Raw genomic sequence first — 17,695 nt, 5'->3', positions numbered from 1 at the left:
GTCACAAGCCGCGCTGGGCCACGAAAGATCTCATCGCCGCTCTCGGGGTAAATGCTGAAGCACTGCATGCGCTCGGTGGCGGTATCCATGTTGTCGTAGGTTCCGGTAAGCGGCTAGGACACTGTCTCCGTCCGTTGGCTCGCTGTTTTTTATTAACAGCGATGCGCACTGACCATCTGGACTATTCCCTCCTGCTCACCGTCGCGGGGCCTTACGCGCCGTGAATGCTACGTAGAAGCTGACATGGACGTACGTGCAGCGTGTCCCGCGATGGTGGGCGGGCAAGGGCTGCAGCCGGTCACCGATCACCCGCCGTGCAACCGATACATCCATAGTGTCCAAGCCGTCCATGCCAGCCGGGATATCACTGCTGAAGTGGCTGACAATCGCGCACAAAAAAGCGGGCCTGAGCCCGCCTTTTTGCTTTACATCTCAGATCGTTTACTGCAACGAACCGCTGCCCTGCAGTTTGGACTCTGCATCCTGCGACAGCAGGCGATTCACATCCTGCAAGTCGGTGATGTCGAGCTTGCCGATCGCCTGGCCCAGCAGCAGACGGTTCTGCAGGAAGTTGTAACGCGACTGCGCGTAGTTCAGCTGCGCCTGGAACAGCGTGCGCTGGTTCTGCACGACGTCCAGCACGGTGCGCGTGCCGACTTCCAGACCCACCTGCGAGGCGTCGTAGGCGGCTTGCGCCGACACCACGGCCAGACGGCGGGCTTCCACTTCGCTGATGCCGGCAACCACGGTCTGGTAGGCATTGCGGGTGTTGCGATCGAGCGCGCGCTTCTGCTGCTCGTAGGTGTCCTGCTGGATGTCGCGCTGCGACAGTGCCTGACGCACCGCCAACTGGGTCGCCCCGCCTGCAAAGATCGGTATCGAGAGCGTGATGCCGATGGAGTCGGTATCGATATTGCGATTGTTGGTCGTGAAGTTACCTGCAGCTGTATCGACATCGGTGCCACCGCCCCAGCTATTGGTTCTCCCCAAGCTGCCGGAAAGATTGAGCGTCGGCAGATGGCCGGCACGCGCGGCACTGACCTGTGCCTCGGCAGCGCTGACCTGCAACTGCTGCGCCTTCAATGCGGGGTTATCGGCGATCGCGGTGGCGACCAGCTGATCCACATTGCTGTAGGCGGCCGGCACTTCCGGGCGAAACTCTTCCGGCAATGCGCGCAAGCCGACCACAGGCTGGCCGGTGAGCTCGGTCAGGGCCTGGTAGTAGTCCTTGAGCGTATTGCGGGCATTGATGGTGTCGGCGCGTGCCTGGTCGTACTGGGCGCGGGCTTCGTGCACGTCGGTGATCGGTGCCAGACCCACTTCCAGACGCTTGTCGGCATAGTCGAACTGCTTCTTGGCTGCCGCCTCGTTGGTTTCGGCTGCCGCCAGCGACTCGATCCCGACCAGTACCTGGAAATACGCCGCCGAGGTACGGGTGATCAGGTCGTTGTTGGCCGATGCCAGGGTGAAATCCGCCGCCTTGGCGACTTCGCGCTGCGCACGGAGGTTGGAAAACTGCGCCCAGTTGAAGATGGTCTGGCTGCCCTGAATCGCGTACTGGCGCTGCTTGGTCGTGGAGCGGCCATCGATGCCCTCCAGTTCACGATGCGACTGGGTGTAGGCGGCGCTGCCATCCAGCTGCGGCAACAACGCCGCACGCGCCTGCACCTGACCTTCCCGATTGACCAGGCGCGTGGACTCGGCCACGGCCAGCTGCGGATCGCCGTTGCGGGCCATTTCGTAGACCTGCAGCAGGTCGGTGGCGTGCGCAGCCATGGGAGACAGGGCGGCGGCCAGGGCCAGAACGAGGGATCGGCGGATCATCGGGGAAGCTTCCTTGGGAATCAGAATTGGAATCGGGGCGTGGGTGCGGCGCCCTGGAGATAGGCGAGGTCGGTTTCGAACAACGATTCGATGCGCGGGGCGTTGACGTCGCCACGCAACAGGATCGCTTCCATCACCGGGTCGTGGCCGCGCACGACAAACAGCCGGCCGTTCGGGCGCAACCACTGCAGCCACTGCACGGGCAGCGTATCGACCGCGCCGGTCACGCAGATGGCATCGAAGCGACGCTCGCTCTGCCAGCCGAACACGTCGGCGGTTTCGATACGGACATTGCTGCCCATGCCGGTGCGATCCAGATTGGCGCGCGCGGCGGCGGCCAGCGCCGGGTCGATCTCCAGGCTGAGGACTTCACGCGCGAGCGCGGCCAGGCAGGCGGTGGCAAAGCCGCTGCCGGTGCCCACTTCCAGCACGTCTTCGCCCGGCTGCAGATCCAGCGCTTGCAACATGCGGCCTTCGACAACCGGCTTCATCATCTTGTGACCGGCCGACAGCGGAATTTCCACGTCGACATAGGCCAGCGTCTTGTAGGCCTCCGGCACGAACGCTTCGCGTGGCATGCGCGCCAGCACGTCGAGTACGCGCAGATCCAGCACGTCCCACGGCCGGATCTGCTGCTCGACCATCTTTTCGCGGGCCTGGGTGAAATCGATCGTCATGGTGCGGTTATCCAACGCGGTGGGGCGAACATTTTACCGGTGCGCGAGGCGCATGGCGCATCTAGCATCGCCGTGCGCTGCCATTCGGCGCAGTGCCGGAAGTCATCGCCACCAAAGGCCGGGGCCCTCAGCGCGGCGCATATGCCCTCAAAAAGAAGTCCACGCTGGCGTCGATGTGCTCATCCACCTCGGCGCGGGTGGGCTGGCCGTGCAGGCCGCACATCATCAAGGCGTAGAGCTCGCCCTTGAGTAGGCAGAAGAATTGCAACGCGGCGCGCGCAACGTCCGGGATCTCCAACTGGCCGTCGGCCACCCGCGCAGACAGGAAATCCGCCAGCGCCCGCTGGGTGCGCTTGGGGCCTGCATCCCAGAACATCTCGCGGATATGCACGTCGCCGGTCCCGGGCGCCATCATCATGCGGTGGGTGGAGATGGCCGACTCGGTGCTGACCATGGCGAAGAACGCATGGGCGATCTCGGTGAGCTGGTCGCGCAGGGCGCCCTTGGGGGCGTGGTCGAACAGGTCGTCCGGCATCATATGCTGGCACTGCGCACGGATCGCTTCAGAAAACAGGCTCTCCTTGTCGCCGAAGTGGCTGTAGACGGTCAGTTTGGAGACGCCGGCCTGCGCGGCGATCCCATCCATGCTGACCCCTGCATAGCCCTGTTCCATGAACATGGTGCGGGCGGCATCCAGGATGGCGGCACGCTTCCCAAGATCCTTAGGACGGCCGGGGCCGTTACTCTTGGCCTTGGAGGTGGGTGTGGGCGAGCTGGACATGCGCCAATACTAGACCATCGGGTTCTATATTTATACTCGGCGCCCACGCGTTACGTTAACGATTCCGTCTGTCTGGCTCTCGGTGTCATGGCACTCCCGGCAGCTGTCAGGGATCCACCGAAGGCGGCGCAAAAACCCCGGTGATAAATTTGCCGGAAGCCTGCCAGTGCATACCGCAGGTATCTCCAGCGAACACGGACGAGGGGACGGAGAGCGTGGACAAGGTCGGTACGCAGGCGCATACAAGCTGCGTTCGCAGCACGTATGTGCCGCGGATCGGGCGCGCTTTGCGATGGCTGCTGGCGTGCTGCCTAGTGCTTGGCGCCTGGCCGGCCGGCGCGCAGGCGCTCAAACATATACGGCATACCACACGGTCACGCGCTGGAACATGGACGATGGCCTGCCGCACAACCTGGTGCACGCCGTGGCGCAGGGCGAAGACGGCCTGATCTGGCTGGGCACCTGGGAAGGCGTGGCGCGCTTCAATGGGCGCGACTTCACCGTGTATGACCGCCAGAACACGCTCGGTGTCGAGCTGGGTGGGGTGTTCGTGGTGGTGCGCGACAGCGCTGGCGGCATGCTCTTCGGCACCGCGTTCGACGGCGTCTACCACTATCAGGACGGCCACTGGCAGCAGCTGGGCGACGCCTCGGCGCGGCATCTGGCGGTGAGCGCCTTGCTGCGGCGGACCGATGGCGCGCTGTGGGTGGGCACGCCGCAGACGCTGTACCGCATTGAGGGCGACGGGCGGGTGGTCGATGTCGGCCGCCAGGCCGGGTTGCCGCGTGCGCGCATCACGGCGTTGTTCGCAGACGAGAGCGGCGACCTCTGGGTTGGTACCGAGGTCGGTCTGTATCGCCTGCCACGCGATGGCGGCCAGGCTGCAGCCTGGGGCAGGGCGCACGGGATGCGCGATGTGCCGGTGCGGCGGCTGGCCAGCGACCGTCAGGGCGGCCTGTTGGTGGCCGGCGACGATGCGTGTGGTGGTGGAGCCGTGGCGGCGGCCTGCAGCGGTTCCGTCAGGGACAGCGCGTGGATTCGCTATTGCTGGACCGGCGCGGGCATCTATGGATGAGCCTGTCGTCGGGCATGCTGGTGGTGCGCAGTGGGCAGGATGACCCGGACGAGCAGATCGCCATTTCCGGCGTCGCCAGCCCGGCCCTGCTGGAAGACGCCGAAGGCCTGATCTGGGTCGGCAGCACGCACGGGCTGTTCCGGGTTGCCGAGGGTGCTGCACACGGCATCACCCACGCCGAAGGCCTGAGTTCGGACTACGTGCGCTGTGTGCTCCAAACCGGCAACGGCACCGTGTGAGTGGGCAGCGCGGTGGGGCTGGATCGCTGGCGCGACGACTCCATCAGCCGCGTATCGCTGTCGCCCAGCGAAGGTGGGCCCGTGCTTGAGCAATCGGTGCTGGCGCTGGCCGATGCCGGCGATGGCGGCGCCTGGGCCGGCACCTACAGCCAGGGCGTGGTGCGTCTGGATGCGCAAGGCCACATGTTGGTGCGCATCGGCGCGGCCGATGGCCTGCCGTCGACGTCGGTACGCGCGGTGCTGCCAGATGGCGACAATCTGTGGATAGGCACCACTGCCGGGCTGGTGCGCTGGCGCAACGGCAAGGCACGCCGCTACACCGCCGCCGACGGTGTGCCGGACGGCGCCGTGCAGGGCTTGTACCGTGACGCGCAGGGCATCGTGTGGATCGGCACCGATCGTGGCATGACCGCGCTATCGCCGGACGGCAGCACGCGCGCCTGGCTGGGCGATCGGGATTTCCCCGGGCAGAACGCGTTCGAATTCCTGCGCGATGCCGCTGGCGATGTGTGGATTGCCAGCGATCGCGGGCTGCTACGTTTGCGCGGTGAGAGTTTTCGCGTCTACGACCACCGGGTCGGGCTGCCGCGCGACAAGGTGTTCCGGGTGATCGACGACGGTCGCGGCTATTTCTGGTTGTCGAGCAACCACGGCGTGTTCCGCATCGCGCGCAAGAACTTCGACCAGATCGATGCGGGCACGCGCGAACAATTGAGCGTGGAAGTGGTCGACCGCAGCGACGGTATGCCGAGCAACCAGGGTAACGGTAGCAGTGCACCGGCCGGCTGGCTGACCCAGTCCGGGCAGTTGCTGTTTCCCACCGCTGCAGGCCTGGGTGTGATCGACCCGACGCGGGTGGGCACCTTGCAAGGCCATCGGGTGCCGATCGTGTTCGAGCGCCTGCTGGTCGATGGCATGGTGCAGCCATTGAGCGGCCCGCATCGGTTCGGTGCCGAGACCCGGCGTATCGCGATTGGCTATGCGGGGCTGAATTTCCGTGGCCCGGACAAGGTGCGGTATCGCTACCGACTGGAAGGCTTCGACCCGGATTGGGTGGATGCAGACAATGCCAGCGAAGCGGTCTACACCAATCTGCCGCCGGGCCGCTTCCGCTTCCGTGTGCAGGCGATGTCACTGCCGGTGGATTGGCGGCAAAGCGATTTGTTGGGCGAAGCCAGCCTGGTCATCGCACTCGCGCCGCCGTGGTGGCGCCGGGGCGAAGTGATCGGTCTGGGGATCCTCGGCCTGGCCAGTGTGATCTACGGGTTTTATCTGTGGCGGACTGCCAGTTATCGCCGGCGTCAGCGCCAGCTCAATACCGTCATCGATCGCCGCACGCGCGAACTGCGCGACAAGAACCTGGCGCTGCAGCAGGCCAGCCAGGAACGCGAAGCGTTGATGCGCCAGCTGGAATACCTACCGCGCCAGCCACGACGTGCTGACGGCGCTGCCGAACCGACGCGAAGCCGAGCGTGTGCTGCAGCAATGGTTCGATGAGGCGCATGCAGGTGGCGCCGCACTGGCGCTAGCGCTGATGGATATCGATCACTTCAAGCGTATCAACGACGACTACGGGCACGAGGTTGGCGATGCAGTGCTGTTCGCCATCGGCCAGGTGTTGAGCGAGCAGGATCAGGCGCACTGCTTCGCCGCGCGGCACGGTGGCGAAGAATTCCTGCTTGCGGCCATAGGGCTGGATGCGGCGCAGGCGCGCGCACTGTTCGAGCGCGTGCGGCAGCGACTGGCCGATATCCAGGTCGATGCGCAAGGCACGCCCGTGCGTTGTACCGCCAGCATGGGCATGGCGATGAGCGACGAAGCGCCGAGCCGACGCGAACTGCTGGCGTTGGCCGATCGTCGGCTGTATGACGCCAAGCGGCAGGGGCGGGATCGCTTGATCGGGCCGTAAGGTATTGCACGGAGTGCAAGCCGCAGTCTCGATGCATTGCACGTGTTCTTGCATGAGCCGGGTGATGCGTGATGAAAACGACATCCGCAGCAAATCGTTGTTTCGCCTGCCAAGCGCATTGGTCTTCAGCAGTTCGCGAAATGCGTTGCACTGGCGCGTGCCATGTCGGTCCGGACCGACATGGCGTCTTTTTTGATCGACTTGATCGGGCCAACCTTGCAAGCCGATCAGCGTGCCGGCGTTGCCGGCAACGGCAGACAAATGTTGACCGGTGAATCGAACAGGCGCTGACCACCGCGGCTGCTTGAATCTCTGCAACATGCAGTCCGCCTGTGCACTAAGAGCGGCTAACAACACGTAGCGAGCAGCTGTCAGGTGGCCGCGGACAGCGCGCTCAGAACCGCAGTGTACGCGTGGTACATGCCAATTCCGAGCACCGGCCACGCCCGCCTGGCGGTGAGCGCAGTCGTTTTGTTAGCTGCACTAAACCCGCGCTTGATCCGCCTGCGCACGCAACAATGCGACAAACGCCTGCGCCGCGCGCGACAAGGTGCGCCCGCCATGCGTGACGCAACCCAGCTCGCGCGATAGCGCCACATCGGCCAGCGGCAACGCCACGATCTGATGGTCGATCATGCGCTCGGGCAACACGCTCCACGCCAAGCCCACCGACACCAGCATCTTGATCGTTTCCAGATAATTGGTGGTCATGCGCAAACTCGGTGCCAGGCCGCGTTCGGCGAATAGATTGGCGACGATGCGATGAGTGAACGTGCCCGGATCCGGTAAGACCGCCGGGTGCGCAACCACATCGTCCAGCGACACCGCGCGCAGCGCTGCCAACGGGTGATCAGGCGCAACCACGAACTGCAGGCGATCGTGCCAGATCGGCTGCGCACGCAGCGGCGCGCGCGTGTCGGGCGCCAGCGTGGTCACTGCCAGTTCCACCTCGCCACGCAGCACCGCGGCGTACGCCAATTCCGAATCCAGGAACTGGATGTCCAGTGCCGCCTGCGGATGTTGTGTTGCGAAACCGCGCAACAACGCAGGCAGACGGTGCAAGCCCACATGGTGGCTGGTAGCCAGGCTCAAACGACCGCCAACCGCCGCGCCTAGATGCTCAAGCACGCGGCGGGTGTCCTGCAGCTCGGCCAGGATGCGTTGCGCGCGCGGCAACAGCGCCTGGCCGGCTTCGGTGAGCACCACTTGGCGGCCCAGGCGGTCGAACAGCCGCGCCGACAGTTGTGCCTCAAGCAGCGCGATGCGTTTGCTCACTGCCGGCTGGGTCAGGTGCAAGGCCTCACCGGCTGCGGAGAAGCTGCCGCTCTCGGCGATCGCCACGAACGCATTGAGGCTCGCCAGGTCCATAGGTATTCCTGAAATTAATTTCTTGAATAAAGAATATGAATTTGCGTAATCCAAGGCAAGCTCCTAGCATCGACCTCAGCCAGGTGGGCGCACCCACCATCCGCCACTCGGATTGCCGCGATGACTGCCAAGACCCTGTACGACAAGCTGTGGGAACTGCACGAGGTCACACGCCGTGACGATGGTTCGTCGCTGATCTATATCGACCGCCACATCCTGCACGAAGTGACCTCGCCGCAAGCCTTCGAAGGCCTGCGCCTGGCCGGGCGCAAGCCGTGGCGCATCGACGCCAATATCGCCACGCCCGATCACAACGTGCCGACCACACGTGCAGAGCGCCAGGGCGGGCTGGAGTCGATTTCTGATGAGGTGTCGCGCCTGCAGGTGCAGACCCTGGACGAGAACTGCGACGACTTCGGCATCCTCGAGTTCAAGATGAACGACGCGCGCCAGGGCATCGTGCATGTGGTCGGCCCGGAGCAGGGCGCCACCTTGCCGGGCATGACCGTGGTTTGCGGCGATTCGCACACCTCCACGCATGGGGCGTTCGGCGCGTTGGCGCATGGCATCGGCACCTCCGAGGTCGAGCATGTGCTGGCCACGCAGTGCCTGATCGCCAAAAAAATGAAGAACATGCAAGTCCGCGTGGAAGGCACGCTGCCGTTCGGGGTGACCGCCAAGGACATCGTGCTGGCGGTGATTGGCAAGATCGGCACCGCCGGCGGCAACGGGCATGCCCTGGAATTTGCCGGCAGCGCCATTCGCGCGCTGTCGATGGAAGGCCGCATGACCATCTGCAACATGTCCATCGAGGCCGGTGCGCGCGTGGGCATGGTGGCGGTGGATGACAAGACGATTGCCTACGTCAAAGGTCGCCCCTTCGCCCCCAAGGGCGCCGACTGGGATGCAGCGGTGGCGTTGTGGACCACGCTGGTCTCCGACCCGGACGCGCACTTCGACACCGTGGTGGACCTGCGTGCCGAAGACATCAAGCCGCAGGTCAGCTGGGGCACTTCGCCGGAAATGGTGCTGGCTGTCGATCAGCACGTGCCCGATCCGGCGACCGAGCAGGATCCGACCAAGCGCGATTCGATCGAACGCGCGCTGAAATACATGGGCTTGAAGGCCAACCAGCCGATCACCGACATCCGCCTGGATCGCGTGTTCATCGGCTCGTGCACCAACTCGCGCATCGAAGACCTGCGTGCCGCCGCCGCAGTGGCCAAGGGCCGCAAGGTCGCGTCCACCATCAAGCAGGCACTGGTGGTGCCGGGCTCTGGCTTGGTCAAGGCGCAAGCCGAAGCCGAAGGCCTGGACAAGGTGTTTCTGGATGCCGGTTTCGAGTGGCGTGAGCCGGGCTGCTCGATGTGTCTTGCCATGAACCCGGACAAGCTGGGTAGCGGTGAGCATTGCGCTTCCACCTCCAATCGCAACTTCGAAGGCCGCCAGGGCGCCGGTGGTCGCACGCACCTGGTTAGCCCGGCGATGGCCGCGGCAGCAGCGGTGAGTGGGCATTTTGTCGATGTGCGTGGCCTGCAGGGAATCGAGAATCGGGAATAGGGAATCGCCAGGTCCCGCTTCCTGCTCTGCCTATTCCAACCCCCATTCCCCATTCCCGGCACTCCAATGACTCCTTTTACCCAACACACCGGACTGGTCGCGCCGCTGGATCGCGCCAACGTCGATACCGACCAGATCATTCCCAAGCAATTTCTCAAGTCGATCAAGCGCACCGGCTTCGGGCCAAACCTGTTCGACGAGTGGCGTTATCTGGATATCGGCGAGCCCGGCCGCGACAACAGCACGCGCCCCTTGAATCCGGAATTCGTGTTGAATTTCCCGCGTTATCAGGGTGCCAGCGTGATGCTTGCACGCGAGAACTTCGGCTGCGGTTCTTCACGCGAGCATGCGCCGTGGGCGCTGGACGAATACGGGTTTCGTGCGGTGATCGCGCCGAGCTTTGCCGATATCTTTTACAACAACAGTTTCAAGAACGGTCTGCTGCCGATCGTGCTGGCCGAAACGGAAGTGGATGCATTGTTCGAACAATGCCTGGCCACCGAGGGCTACCAACTCACCGTGGATCTGGCTGCGCAACGTGTGTGTCGCCCCGATGGCGTGGAGTACAGCTTCGACATCGATGCCTTCCGCAAACACTGCCTGCTCAACGGGCTGGACGATATCGGCCTCACCTTGCAGGACGCCGATGCGATCAGTCATTTCGAGCAAGGCCATCGCGCACGCCAACCGTGGTTGTTTGGCGCACTGCAGTGAATTCGGTCGCCAGAACCACTGATCCGTCGGCGCTGAGCGAACACGTCGCCGCGCAGTTCGGGCCGCAGGCGCACGCCTATCTGCACAGCGACGTGCATGCACAGGGCGCCGAGTTCGCTGAGCTCCGTGCTGGTCTGGCGGGTCATCGCAATGGGCGATTGCTCGATCTGGGCTGCGGTGCCGGGCATCTGAGTTTCCAGCTGGCGCCATTGATGGCCGAGGTGGTTGCCTACGATCTCTCAGCAGACATGCTCAAGGTCGTGGCGGCGACTGCCGCCGAACGAGGGCTGACACAGATATCAACGCTGCAAGGTGTCGCCGAGCGCCTTCCGTTCGAGGCGGGCAGCATGGATGCAGTGGTCAGCCGCTATTCGGCGCACCATTGGAGCGACCTGGGGCAAGCACTGCGCGAAGTGCGGCGCGTGCTGCGTCCGGGCGGTATCGCAGCGTTTATCGATGTGGTGGCGCCAGGGCTGCCGTTGCTGGACACACACCTGCAGGCAATCGAGTTGCTGCGCGACACCAGCCACGTGCGCGACTACAGCGTTGCGCAATGGTTGCAGATGGTGGGCGATGCTGGCCTGCAGGTGCAGCGGCATCAGTGCCAGCGCCTGCATTTGAACTACGCAAGCTGGGTGGAGCGCATGCGCACCCCGCAGGTCATGCGTGAAGCAATCCGCGCATTGCAGGACGCGGCGGTAGATGCGGTGCGCGACCATTTCCAGATCGATGCCGATGGATCTTTCAGTACCGATGTGCTGGTGCTTTGGGCAGTACGTTGATTTCAATGGCGCTACGGCGTCACTCACGAGGATGGCATGAGCAAGCAGATTCTGATTCTTCCCGGCGACGGGATCGGGCCGGAGATCATGGCCGAAGCGGTTAAGGTGCTAAAGCGCATTGATGCGCAGCACGGCCTGGGTTTCGAGCTGGTGTATGACGAGCTGGGCGGTGCGGCCTACGACAAATACGGCAGCCCGTTGGCCGATGAAACGCTGGAGCGTGCGCGTGCTGCCGATGCGGTGTTGTTGGGCGCAGTGGGTGGCCCGCAGTGGGACACCATCGACCCGGCGCTGCGGCCGGAACGTGGCTTGCTCAAGATTCGCTCGCAGTTGGGTTTGTTCGCCAACCTGCGCCCGGCGCTGCTGTATCCGCAGCTGGCCGATGCGTCCACGTTGAAGCCGGAAGTCGTCTCCGGGCTGGATCTGCTGATCCTGCGTGAGCTCACTGGCGGCATTTACTTCGGTCAGCCACGTGGCACGCGCACCTTGGACAACGGCGAGCGTCAGGCGTACGACACCTTGCCGTATAGCGAGAGCGAGATCCGTCGCATCGCCAAGGCGGGCTTCGAGATGGCGCGTTTGCGTGGCAAGAAGTTGTGTTCGGTCGACAAGGCCAACGTGCTGGCATCGAGCCAACTGTGGCGTGCAGTGGTCGAAGAAGTGGCCAAGGACTACCCCGATATTGCGCTGTCGCATATGTACGTGGACAACGCGGCGATGCAGTTGGTGCGCGCGCCCAAGCAGTTCGACGTGATCGTGACCGACAACATGTTCGGCGACATTCTGTCCGACCAGGCATCCATGCTCACCGGCTCGATCGGCATGCTGCCTTCCGCCTCGCTGGATGCCAACAGCAAGGGCATGTACGAGCCCTGCCATGGCTCGGCGCCGGACATCGCCGGTAAGGGCATTGCCAATCCGCTGGCGACGATCCTGTCGGTGGCGATGATGCTGCGCTACACCTTCGCGCAAGCCGGTGCAGCGGATGCAATTGAACGCGCAGTCGGCAATGTGCTCGACCAAGGCCTGCGCACTGCCGACATCTGGTCCGAAGGCACTACCAAGGTCGGCACCGTGGCGATGGGCGATGCGGTGGTGGCTGCGCTGTAGGTTCTGCGTGTGTCGTTGCGATGATTGCACTGCTGGCGGCTATCGTTTGGCGACGATAGCCGCTTTTTTTGTCTTGGTTGAGCTAGGCATTGTGTTGTTTGAAACGACCAGCGTGTGAGTAGGACTACCTGCGCTTAAACAATTCCGCGCCGGTAGTGATTGCTTGCCAGGTTGGTCGAGGCGCGGTGTCGTATCCGGAGCCGGACACGCCGTGGATCCATCCCTGGAGGCTCGTTGGCGGCGTCCATGCCGCCAACGGTCCCGGCCCCGGATACGGCACCACGCTCATCAGTGCGGCCGCCGATTTGAAAGCAATGCGTTCAAGCGCAGAGCTGAGCGAGGCAGCCTAACGCTAGTCAGCAGCGCCGCCACAGCTTCTTAGTCGTAGCGGCGTTTGGCGCGTGCAACCAACACACGATGAGGTGCGGTACTCGCGGCTGTGGGGCGCATGTGCCTGTCTATGCCGATGCACGGCATAGACTAGGAGCTCAGCCCCAATTGGCGTCGCTCTCATGCGTGCCCTGTTCGGTTAGCTGCAGTGTCTGTCTCAAGCTTGCTAAGCCAGAACGCAGTAAAGCCCGGCAGCGCACCAGTCGTCAGCGGATCAAGAGCATCACTGCTCGCCCATCAGTTGCCGTGGTAATCAGCGGTGCTTGCACGCGTTGCTGGCGTGGGACCTTGAGCGGCATGGATGCCGTGCCAGAGCCTACATGGACGTACTTGCGGCGTGTCCCACGCCGGTACGCGTGCAAGCACCCGGAGCAAACTGAAGCTTTGCCACGTTGGCATGCACGCAAGCGTCAGCAGCAAACCGACGCATGCGTGAAACAGTTCGAACATCAAAACCAAAACAGCCAGCAGATCACTCTGCTGGCCGTCAGGTTTGCATCGTCCAGCGACTGCGCGGCGTTACGCCACCGCAGCCGTCTTGCTGGCGACCACGCCACGCTCGCGTTGCCGCAACAGGCGGTTGGCCACATCCAGCCATGCCAGCGCGCTGGCTTCGATGATGTCCTTGCTGGTGCCGGTGCCTTCGTATTCCACGCCGTCGTGGCGCACGCTCAGGCTGGCTTCGCCGCGCGCGTCTGCGCCGATGCCCACGCTGTGCACCTGATAGCTGTCCAGCTCCAGTTTCACGCCGGTGGCCGAGGCCAATGCACCGAACAGCGCATCCACCGGCCCGTTGCCCTGCGCGGTTTCGGCCACGCGATTGCCTTCCGGATCGGACAACTCCACCAGCGCATTGGCGCGGCTGCCGACATCGCTGATGGTCATCGATGCCAGACGGTAGCCTTCCTGCACGGTGGCATCTTGCATCAATGCCTGCAGATCGGCGTCGGTGACCACACGCTGCTTCTCGCACAATGCCTTGAACTGTTCGAAGACCAGCTTGACCTCATCTTCTTCCAGCAGATACCCCAGCGCGCGCAATCGTTGTTCAACCGCAGCGCGGCCGCTGTGGCGGCCCAGCACCATCTGCGACGATTCCCAGCCCACGTCTTCCGGGCGCATGATTTCGTAGGTACCGCGATGGCGCAGCATGCCGTGCTGATGGATGCCCGACTCGTGCGCAAACGCGTTGCCGCCCACCACAGCCTTGTTGCGCTGTACCGGCATGCCGACCAAGCGCTGCAGCAACTGCGAGGTGGACACGATGCGCGGGGTATTGATCGCCGAATCGATGTTGTAGAAGGCGCCACGCACTTTCAGCGCCATGGTGATTTCTTCCAGCGCGCAATTGCCCGCGCGCTCGCCGATTCCGTTGATGGTGCATTCCACCTGACGCGCACCGCCTTCGATGGCGGCCAGCGAGTTGGCCACCGCCAGACCCAGATCGTTGTGGCAATGCGCGCTGAAGATGACCTTGTCGGCACCTTCCACGCTGGCGATCAACCACGAGAACATGCCGCGGATCTCTTCGGGCGTGGTGAAGCCCACTGTGTCGGGCAGATTGATGGTGGTGGCGCCGGCGGCGATCGCCACGCGGGTGACCTCGGCCAGGAAATCTCCTTCGGTGCGGGTTGCATCTTCGGCAGAAAATTCCACGTCGTCGATGTAGCCGCGCGCCAGCGTCACGTGCCGGTGCACCGATTCCAGCACCTGCTCGCGGTTCATGCGCAGCTTGTGCTCGCGGTGCAGCGGGCTGGTGGACAAAAACACATGCAGGCGGGGGTTTGCGGCTGCTTCCAATGCCTTGGCCGAGATTTCGATATCGGTCTGCAGGCAGCGCGACAACACCGCCAGGGTGGGACGGCGCAGTTCGCGGCCCATCATCGCCACCGCTTCGCGGTCGGAATGCGAGCTGGCAGGAAACCCGGTTTCGATGATATCCACGCCGAGCTCATCCAGCGCGCGCGCCATGACCAGCTTCTGCTGGGGCGTCATGCTGCAGCCGGGGGATTGCTCGCCGTCGCGTAGGGTGGTGTCGAAAATTCGGATATGCGGGGTCTGGTTGGATACGGTCGTGTTCACCAGGAAGACTCCTCTGCGGCGATGGCGGTGACAGGCGTTGAAGCGACTGCGGATGGGCGGGAAAGAACGGGTGTATCGGATAGTGGCTTGGCGCTACTTTCGTTGCGACGTCGCTCGGTATTGCGACGACGCGGCTTGCGTGGCGGACGCGGCCGCACCTCGGACAAGAGTGTGGCCAACACGGTTGCGTCGATATTACCGCCAGAGACCACCGCACATTTGCGTTTCCCGGAAACGCGTCTGCCGGCGGCCAACGCCAGCGCGCCGGCGCCTTCGGCGATGACGTGCTCTTCCAGCGCCAGACGCACTAACGTTTCGCGTAATTCGGCCTCGCGCACGATCACCACATCATCGAGCAGGCTCGAGCACAGACGACGCGTAAGGAAGCCGGGGACCTTGACCTTCACACCGTCTGCCAGCGTTGCAACCGGGGTGATTTCGCGCAGATCGCCGCGTACGGCGCGCGCCATCGAATCGACGCCTTCCACCTGCGCCCCGACCACACGCACGCCCTGCGACTTCAATGCCAGCGCCACGCCGGACGCCAGCCCACCGCCGCCGATCGGCACGATCACCACGTCCGGCGCATGCGCCGCCAGTTCGATGCCAACCGTACCCTGGCCGGCAATCACATCCGGGTCGTCGAAGGCCGACAGGAAGCGATAGCCATTCTGGTCGGCCAGCTCGCGCGCAAACGCGAATGCCTCGTCATAGCTGCTGCCATGCTGGCGCACAGTGGCGCCCCAATGCGCGACACCGGCAATCTTTGTCCGCGGCGCGCCGTAGGGCATCACCGTGATGGCCTGCACACCCAGCCGATACGCCGACCACGCCACGCCTTGCGCATGATTGCCTGCCGAGGCGCAGATCACCGGGCGCTCATCGCCCCGCTCCAGCCCGGCCAGCAATGCATTCAATGCGCCGCGCACCTTGTAAGAGCCGGTGCGCTGCAGGTTTTCAAGCTTCAACCACACGCCGAAGCGTTCGGCGTAATGCAGCGGCGTGGGCGACAGGTACTTGCGCAGGCGTGCCTGTGCCGCCAGCACGTCGGCCACGCTGACGGCTACGTCGCTTACCTCTGGCTCCTGTGCCGAAGCGGAAGGGCGGCCGGAATCAGGCATTGCGGCACGCGCGCGGCCGATCCGGAAGAAGACACCTCCGAACGGCAGTTTGATCGTCGCGCGAGGTCTGCATGCTCATGCCGCAGCCTCGACCGACTCCAGTGCAGTGATCACCACCGATTCGCAGTCGTACACTTTTTCCAACTGCAGGCGCAGCGTTTCCGCCGGACGGCTGCAGTCCACATCCAGTTGCAGATGCCAGCGCCCGGCATCGTCCGGTGCTGCTACGCCCTGAATCGCGCACGGGCGGAAGCCGCGGCGCTCGGTCATGCCGATCACCCGCACCAGCGCGCCTTCTGCCGGCTTCAGCACCAGATCAAGCCGGTAACGCATGCGATGTCTCCTTGGCCGCGTGTGCGGGGTTGCTGTCCAGCATGGTGCTGTTGGCGTTGTTGGGCGGCACCAGCGGCCACACGTTGGCGCGTGCGTCGATGGCGACATGCAGCAGGCCGGGACCGGGCTGCGCCAACAACTCGGTTAGCGCCGCATCCACATCGCCGCGCGCGATGATGCGCTTGGCCGGGATGCCGAATACCTGCGCCAACGCCGCAAAATCCGGGTTGTCGGACAGATCAATTTCGCTGTAACGCTCGGCAAAGAACAGTTCCTGCCACTGCCGCACCATGCCCAGCGAACTGTTATCCAGCAGCACGATCTTTACCGGCAGCTTACAGCGCGCAATCGTCACCAGCTCCTGCACGTTCATCATGAAACTGCCATCGCCGGAGACCAGCACCACGGTGCGATCGGGGCAGGCAAACTGCGCGCCCATGGCCGCCGGCAGGCCGAAGCCCATGGTGCCGAGCGCGCCGCTGGTGAGGTGATTGCGCGGGTCGTTGAAGCGGCAATGCTGGGCCACCCACATCTGATGCTGACCTACATCGCAAGCAATGATGGTGTCGGCTGGGGCTACTTCGCTCAGGCGCTTCAACAGCGCCGGTGCGTAGATATCGGTACCGGGCGCGTCGTAACGCGCGCCGAATTTTTCACGGTTGGCAAAGCAGCGCGTGCGCCAAGCCTGGCAGTTGGCGCGTGCCGCACTCAAGGCTTTCAAACTCACTGCCACGTCGCCGGGCACCGCGATATCGGCGGTGCGCAGCTTGGAAATTTCATACGCGTCGGCATCCAGATGGATGACGCGCGCAAACGGGGCAAACTCGCTCAGCTTGCCGGTTGCACGGTCGTCGAAACGCGCACCGACGACGACCAGTAGATCGCATTCCTGGATCGCCATATTGGCCGCACGGGTGCCGTGCATGCCCAGCATGCCCAGGTAATCCGGATGTGCATGCGACAACGCACCCAGGCCGCGCAAGGTCAACGCGGTCGGGATGCCGGTGGCTTCGACAAAGCGCCGGAATGGCTCCACTGCACCGGCCAACGCGATCCCGCCACCGCCGTACACCACCGGGCGTTCGGCACTGGCGATCGCTGCCAGTGCTTCGGCCAATTTCGCGTCCGCCGGCACCGGCGGCGGCAACACCGCTGCCGGCACATGCGCGGGCAGATGCGAGGCATCGGCCACCTGCACGTCCTTGGGCAGATCGATCAACACTGGCCCGGGACGTCCTTCGCGCGCAATGCGAAACGCCTCGCGCACCATCTCCGGAAGATCCTCCACCCGCCGCACCAGAAAGCTGTGCTTGACGATCGGCATGGTCATGCCGAATACGTCCAGTTCCTGGAACGCGTCGGTGCCCAGTAACGGGGTGGCGACCTGGCCGGTCAGGCACACCATCGGCACCGAATCGAGCATCGCGTCGGCGATGCCGGTGACCAGATTGGATGCGCCCGGGCCGGAGGTGGCCACGCACACGCCGACCCGGCCGCTGGCACGTGCATAGCCGTTGGCAGCGAGTGCGGCGCCCTGTTCGTGACGAACCAGGATGTGCTTGAGCCTGGAATCCACCAGGGCGTCGTAGAACGGCATGATGGTGCCGCCCGGATAGCCGAACAGCGTTTCCACGCCTTCGGCTTCCAGGGCCTGCGTCAGCCAGCGCGCGCCGTTACGGGGCGTGCTGTGTGCGGAGGTGTTCATGCGTTGCGGACCTTCGGTTTAAGCG

12 protein-coding genes, 1 other RNA gene and 1 pseudogene are annotated in these 17,695 nt (G+C 64.1%); 5 read left to right on the top strand and 9 right to left on the bottom strand.

Annotated features, from left to right (window positions below; translation table 11 throughout):
- Positions 1-441: 441 nt before the first annotated feature.
- The 3 genes from KWO_RS19420 to KWO_RS19410 all read right to left on the bottom strand — a co-directional run bounded on the left by KWO_RS19420 (position 442) and on the right by KWO_RS19410 (position 3,282).
- Complete coding sequence (locus KWO_RS19420; RefSeq protein ID WP_010376759.1) at positions 442-1,824, bottom strand: TolC family outer membrane protein; 1,383 nt, start codon at positions 1,822-1,824, stop codon at positions 442-444.
- Positions 1,825-1,844: 20 nt separating this feature from the next.
- On the bottom strand, positions 1,845-2,501 hold the full coding sequence (locus KWO_RS19415) for a protein-L-isoaspartate O-methyltransferase family protein (protein WP_010376761.1): 657 nt from the start codon (positions 2,499-2,501) through the stop codon (positions 1,845-1,847).
- 127 nt (positions 2,502-2,628) lie between these two features.
- Positions 2,629-3,282: a TetR/AcrR family transcriptional regulator gene (locus KWO_RS19410; RefSeq protein ID WP_010376762.1), complete on the bottom strand. Its 654-nt coding sequence runs from the start codon at positions 3,280-3,282 to the stop codon at positions 2,629-2,631.
- Between the two features lie 215 nt (positions 3,283-3,497).
- On the opposite strand from KWO_RS19410, the pseudogene KWO_RS19400 reads away from it, so the two are divergent.
- Positions 3,498-6,505: pseudogene (locus KWO_RS19400) on the top strand (two-component regulator propeller domain-containing protein).
- A 345-nt stretch (positions 6,506-6,850) separates the two neighbouring features.
- On the opposite strand, the gene KWO_RS19395 reads toward KWO_RS19400, so the two are convergent.
- Together KWO_RS19395 and KWO_RS19390 are read right to left on the bottom strand one after the other, a co-directional pair.
- A non-coding RNA gene (locus tag KWO_RS19395) (sX9 sRNA) lies at positions 6,851-6,927 on the bottom strand.
- A gap of 61 nt (positions 6,928-6,988) precedes the next feature.
- Positions 6,989-7,873 carry a LysR family transcriptional regulator gene (locus KWO_RS19390; RefSeq protein ID WP_010364377.1) on the bottom strand — a complete coding sequence of 295 codons (885 nt, stop codon included), beginning with the start codon at positions 7,871-7,873 and terminating at the stop codon, positions 6,989-6,991.
- A gap of 120 nt (positions 7,874-7,993) precedes the next feature.
- Here KWO_RS19390 and leuC point away from each other — a divergent pair, with 120 nt between their 5' ends.
- From leuC to leuB, 4 genes are all read left to right on the top strand, one after another.
- Positions 7,994-9,433, top strand: coding sequence for a 3-isopropylmalate dehydratase large subunit (leuC, locus tag KWO_RS19385; RefSeq protein ID WP_010364379.1), 1,440 nt, complete (start codon positions 7,994-7,996; stop codon positions 9,431-9,433).
- 66 nt (positions 9,434-9,499) lie between these two features.
- Positions 9,500-10,147, top strand: a complete 648-nt coding sequence (leuD, locus tag KWO_RS19380; protein WP_010376771.1) for a 3-isopropylmalate dehydratase small subunit — start codon at positions 9,500-9,502, stop codon at positions 10,145-10,147.
- Positions 10,144-10,929: a class I SAM-dependent methyltransferase gene (locus KWO_RS19375; protein WP_010376774.1), complete on the top strand. Its 786-nt coding sequence runs from the start codon at positions 10,144-10,146 to the stop codon at positions 10,927-10,929. The genes leuD and KWO_RS19375 overlap by 4 nt, the downstream gene beginning before the upstream one ends.
- Before the next feature lie 36 nt (positions 10,930-10,965).
- Positions 10,966-12,039: a 3-isopropylmalate dehydrogenase gene (leuB, locus tag KWO_RS19370; RefSeq protein ID WP_010376776.1), complete on the top strand. Its 1,074-nt coding sequence runs from the start codon at positions 10,966-10,968 to the stop codon at positions 12,037-12,039.
- Positions 12,040-12,948: 909 nt separating this feature from the next.
- Here the strand turns inward: leuB and KWO_RS19365 are convergent.
- The 4 genes from KWO_RS19365 to ilvG form a co-directional block, all read right to left on the bottom strand.
- Entirely contained in the window at positions 12,949-14,511 is a 1,563-nt protein-coding gene (locus KWO_RS19365; protein WP_010376778.1) for a 2-isopropylmalate synthase, read from the bottom strand.
- Positions 14,508-15,632 (bottom strand): threonine dehydratase, encoded by a 1,125-nt coding sequence (locus KWO_RS19360; RefSeq protein WP_010364390.1) that lies wholly within the window; start codon positions 15,630-15,632, stop codon positions 14,508-14,510. Before KWO_RS19360 ends, KWO_RS19365 begins: the two co-directional genes overlap by 4 nt.
- 75 nt (positions 15,633-15,707) lie before the next feature.
- Entirely contained in the window at positions 15,708-15,965 is a 258-nt protein-coding gene (locus tag KWO_RS19355; RefSeq protein ID WP_010376782.1) for an ACT domain-containing protein, read from the bottom strand.
- Positions 15,949-17,670, bottom strand: coding sequence for an acetolactate synthase 2 catalytic subunit (gene ilvG, locus KWO_RS19350; RefSeq protein WP_010364393.1), 1,722 nt, complete (start codon positions 17,668-17,670; stop codon positions 15,949-15,951). The genes KWO_RS19355 and ilvG overlap by 17 nt, the downstream gene beginning before the upstream one ends.
- Positions 17,671-17,695 lie beyond the last annotated feature (25 nt).

Source organism: Xanthomonas vasicola pv. musacearum NCPPB 4379, assembly GCF_000277895.2.
GTDB classification, from domain to species: Bacteria; Pseudomonadota; Gammaproteobacteria; order Xanthomonadales; family Xanthomonadaceae; genus Xanthomonas; species Xanthomonas vasicola.
The sequence above is the reverse complement of the archived record's forward strand: the minus strand, read 5'-3'. Positions and strand labels throughout refer to the sequence as shown.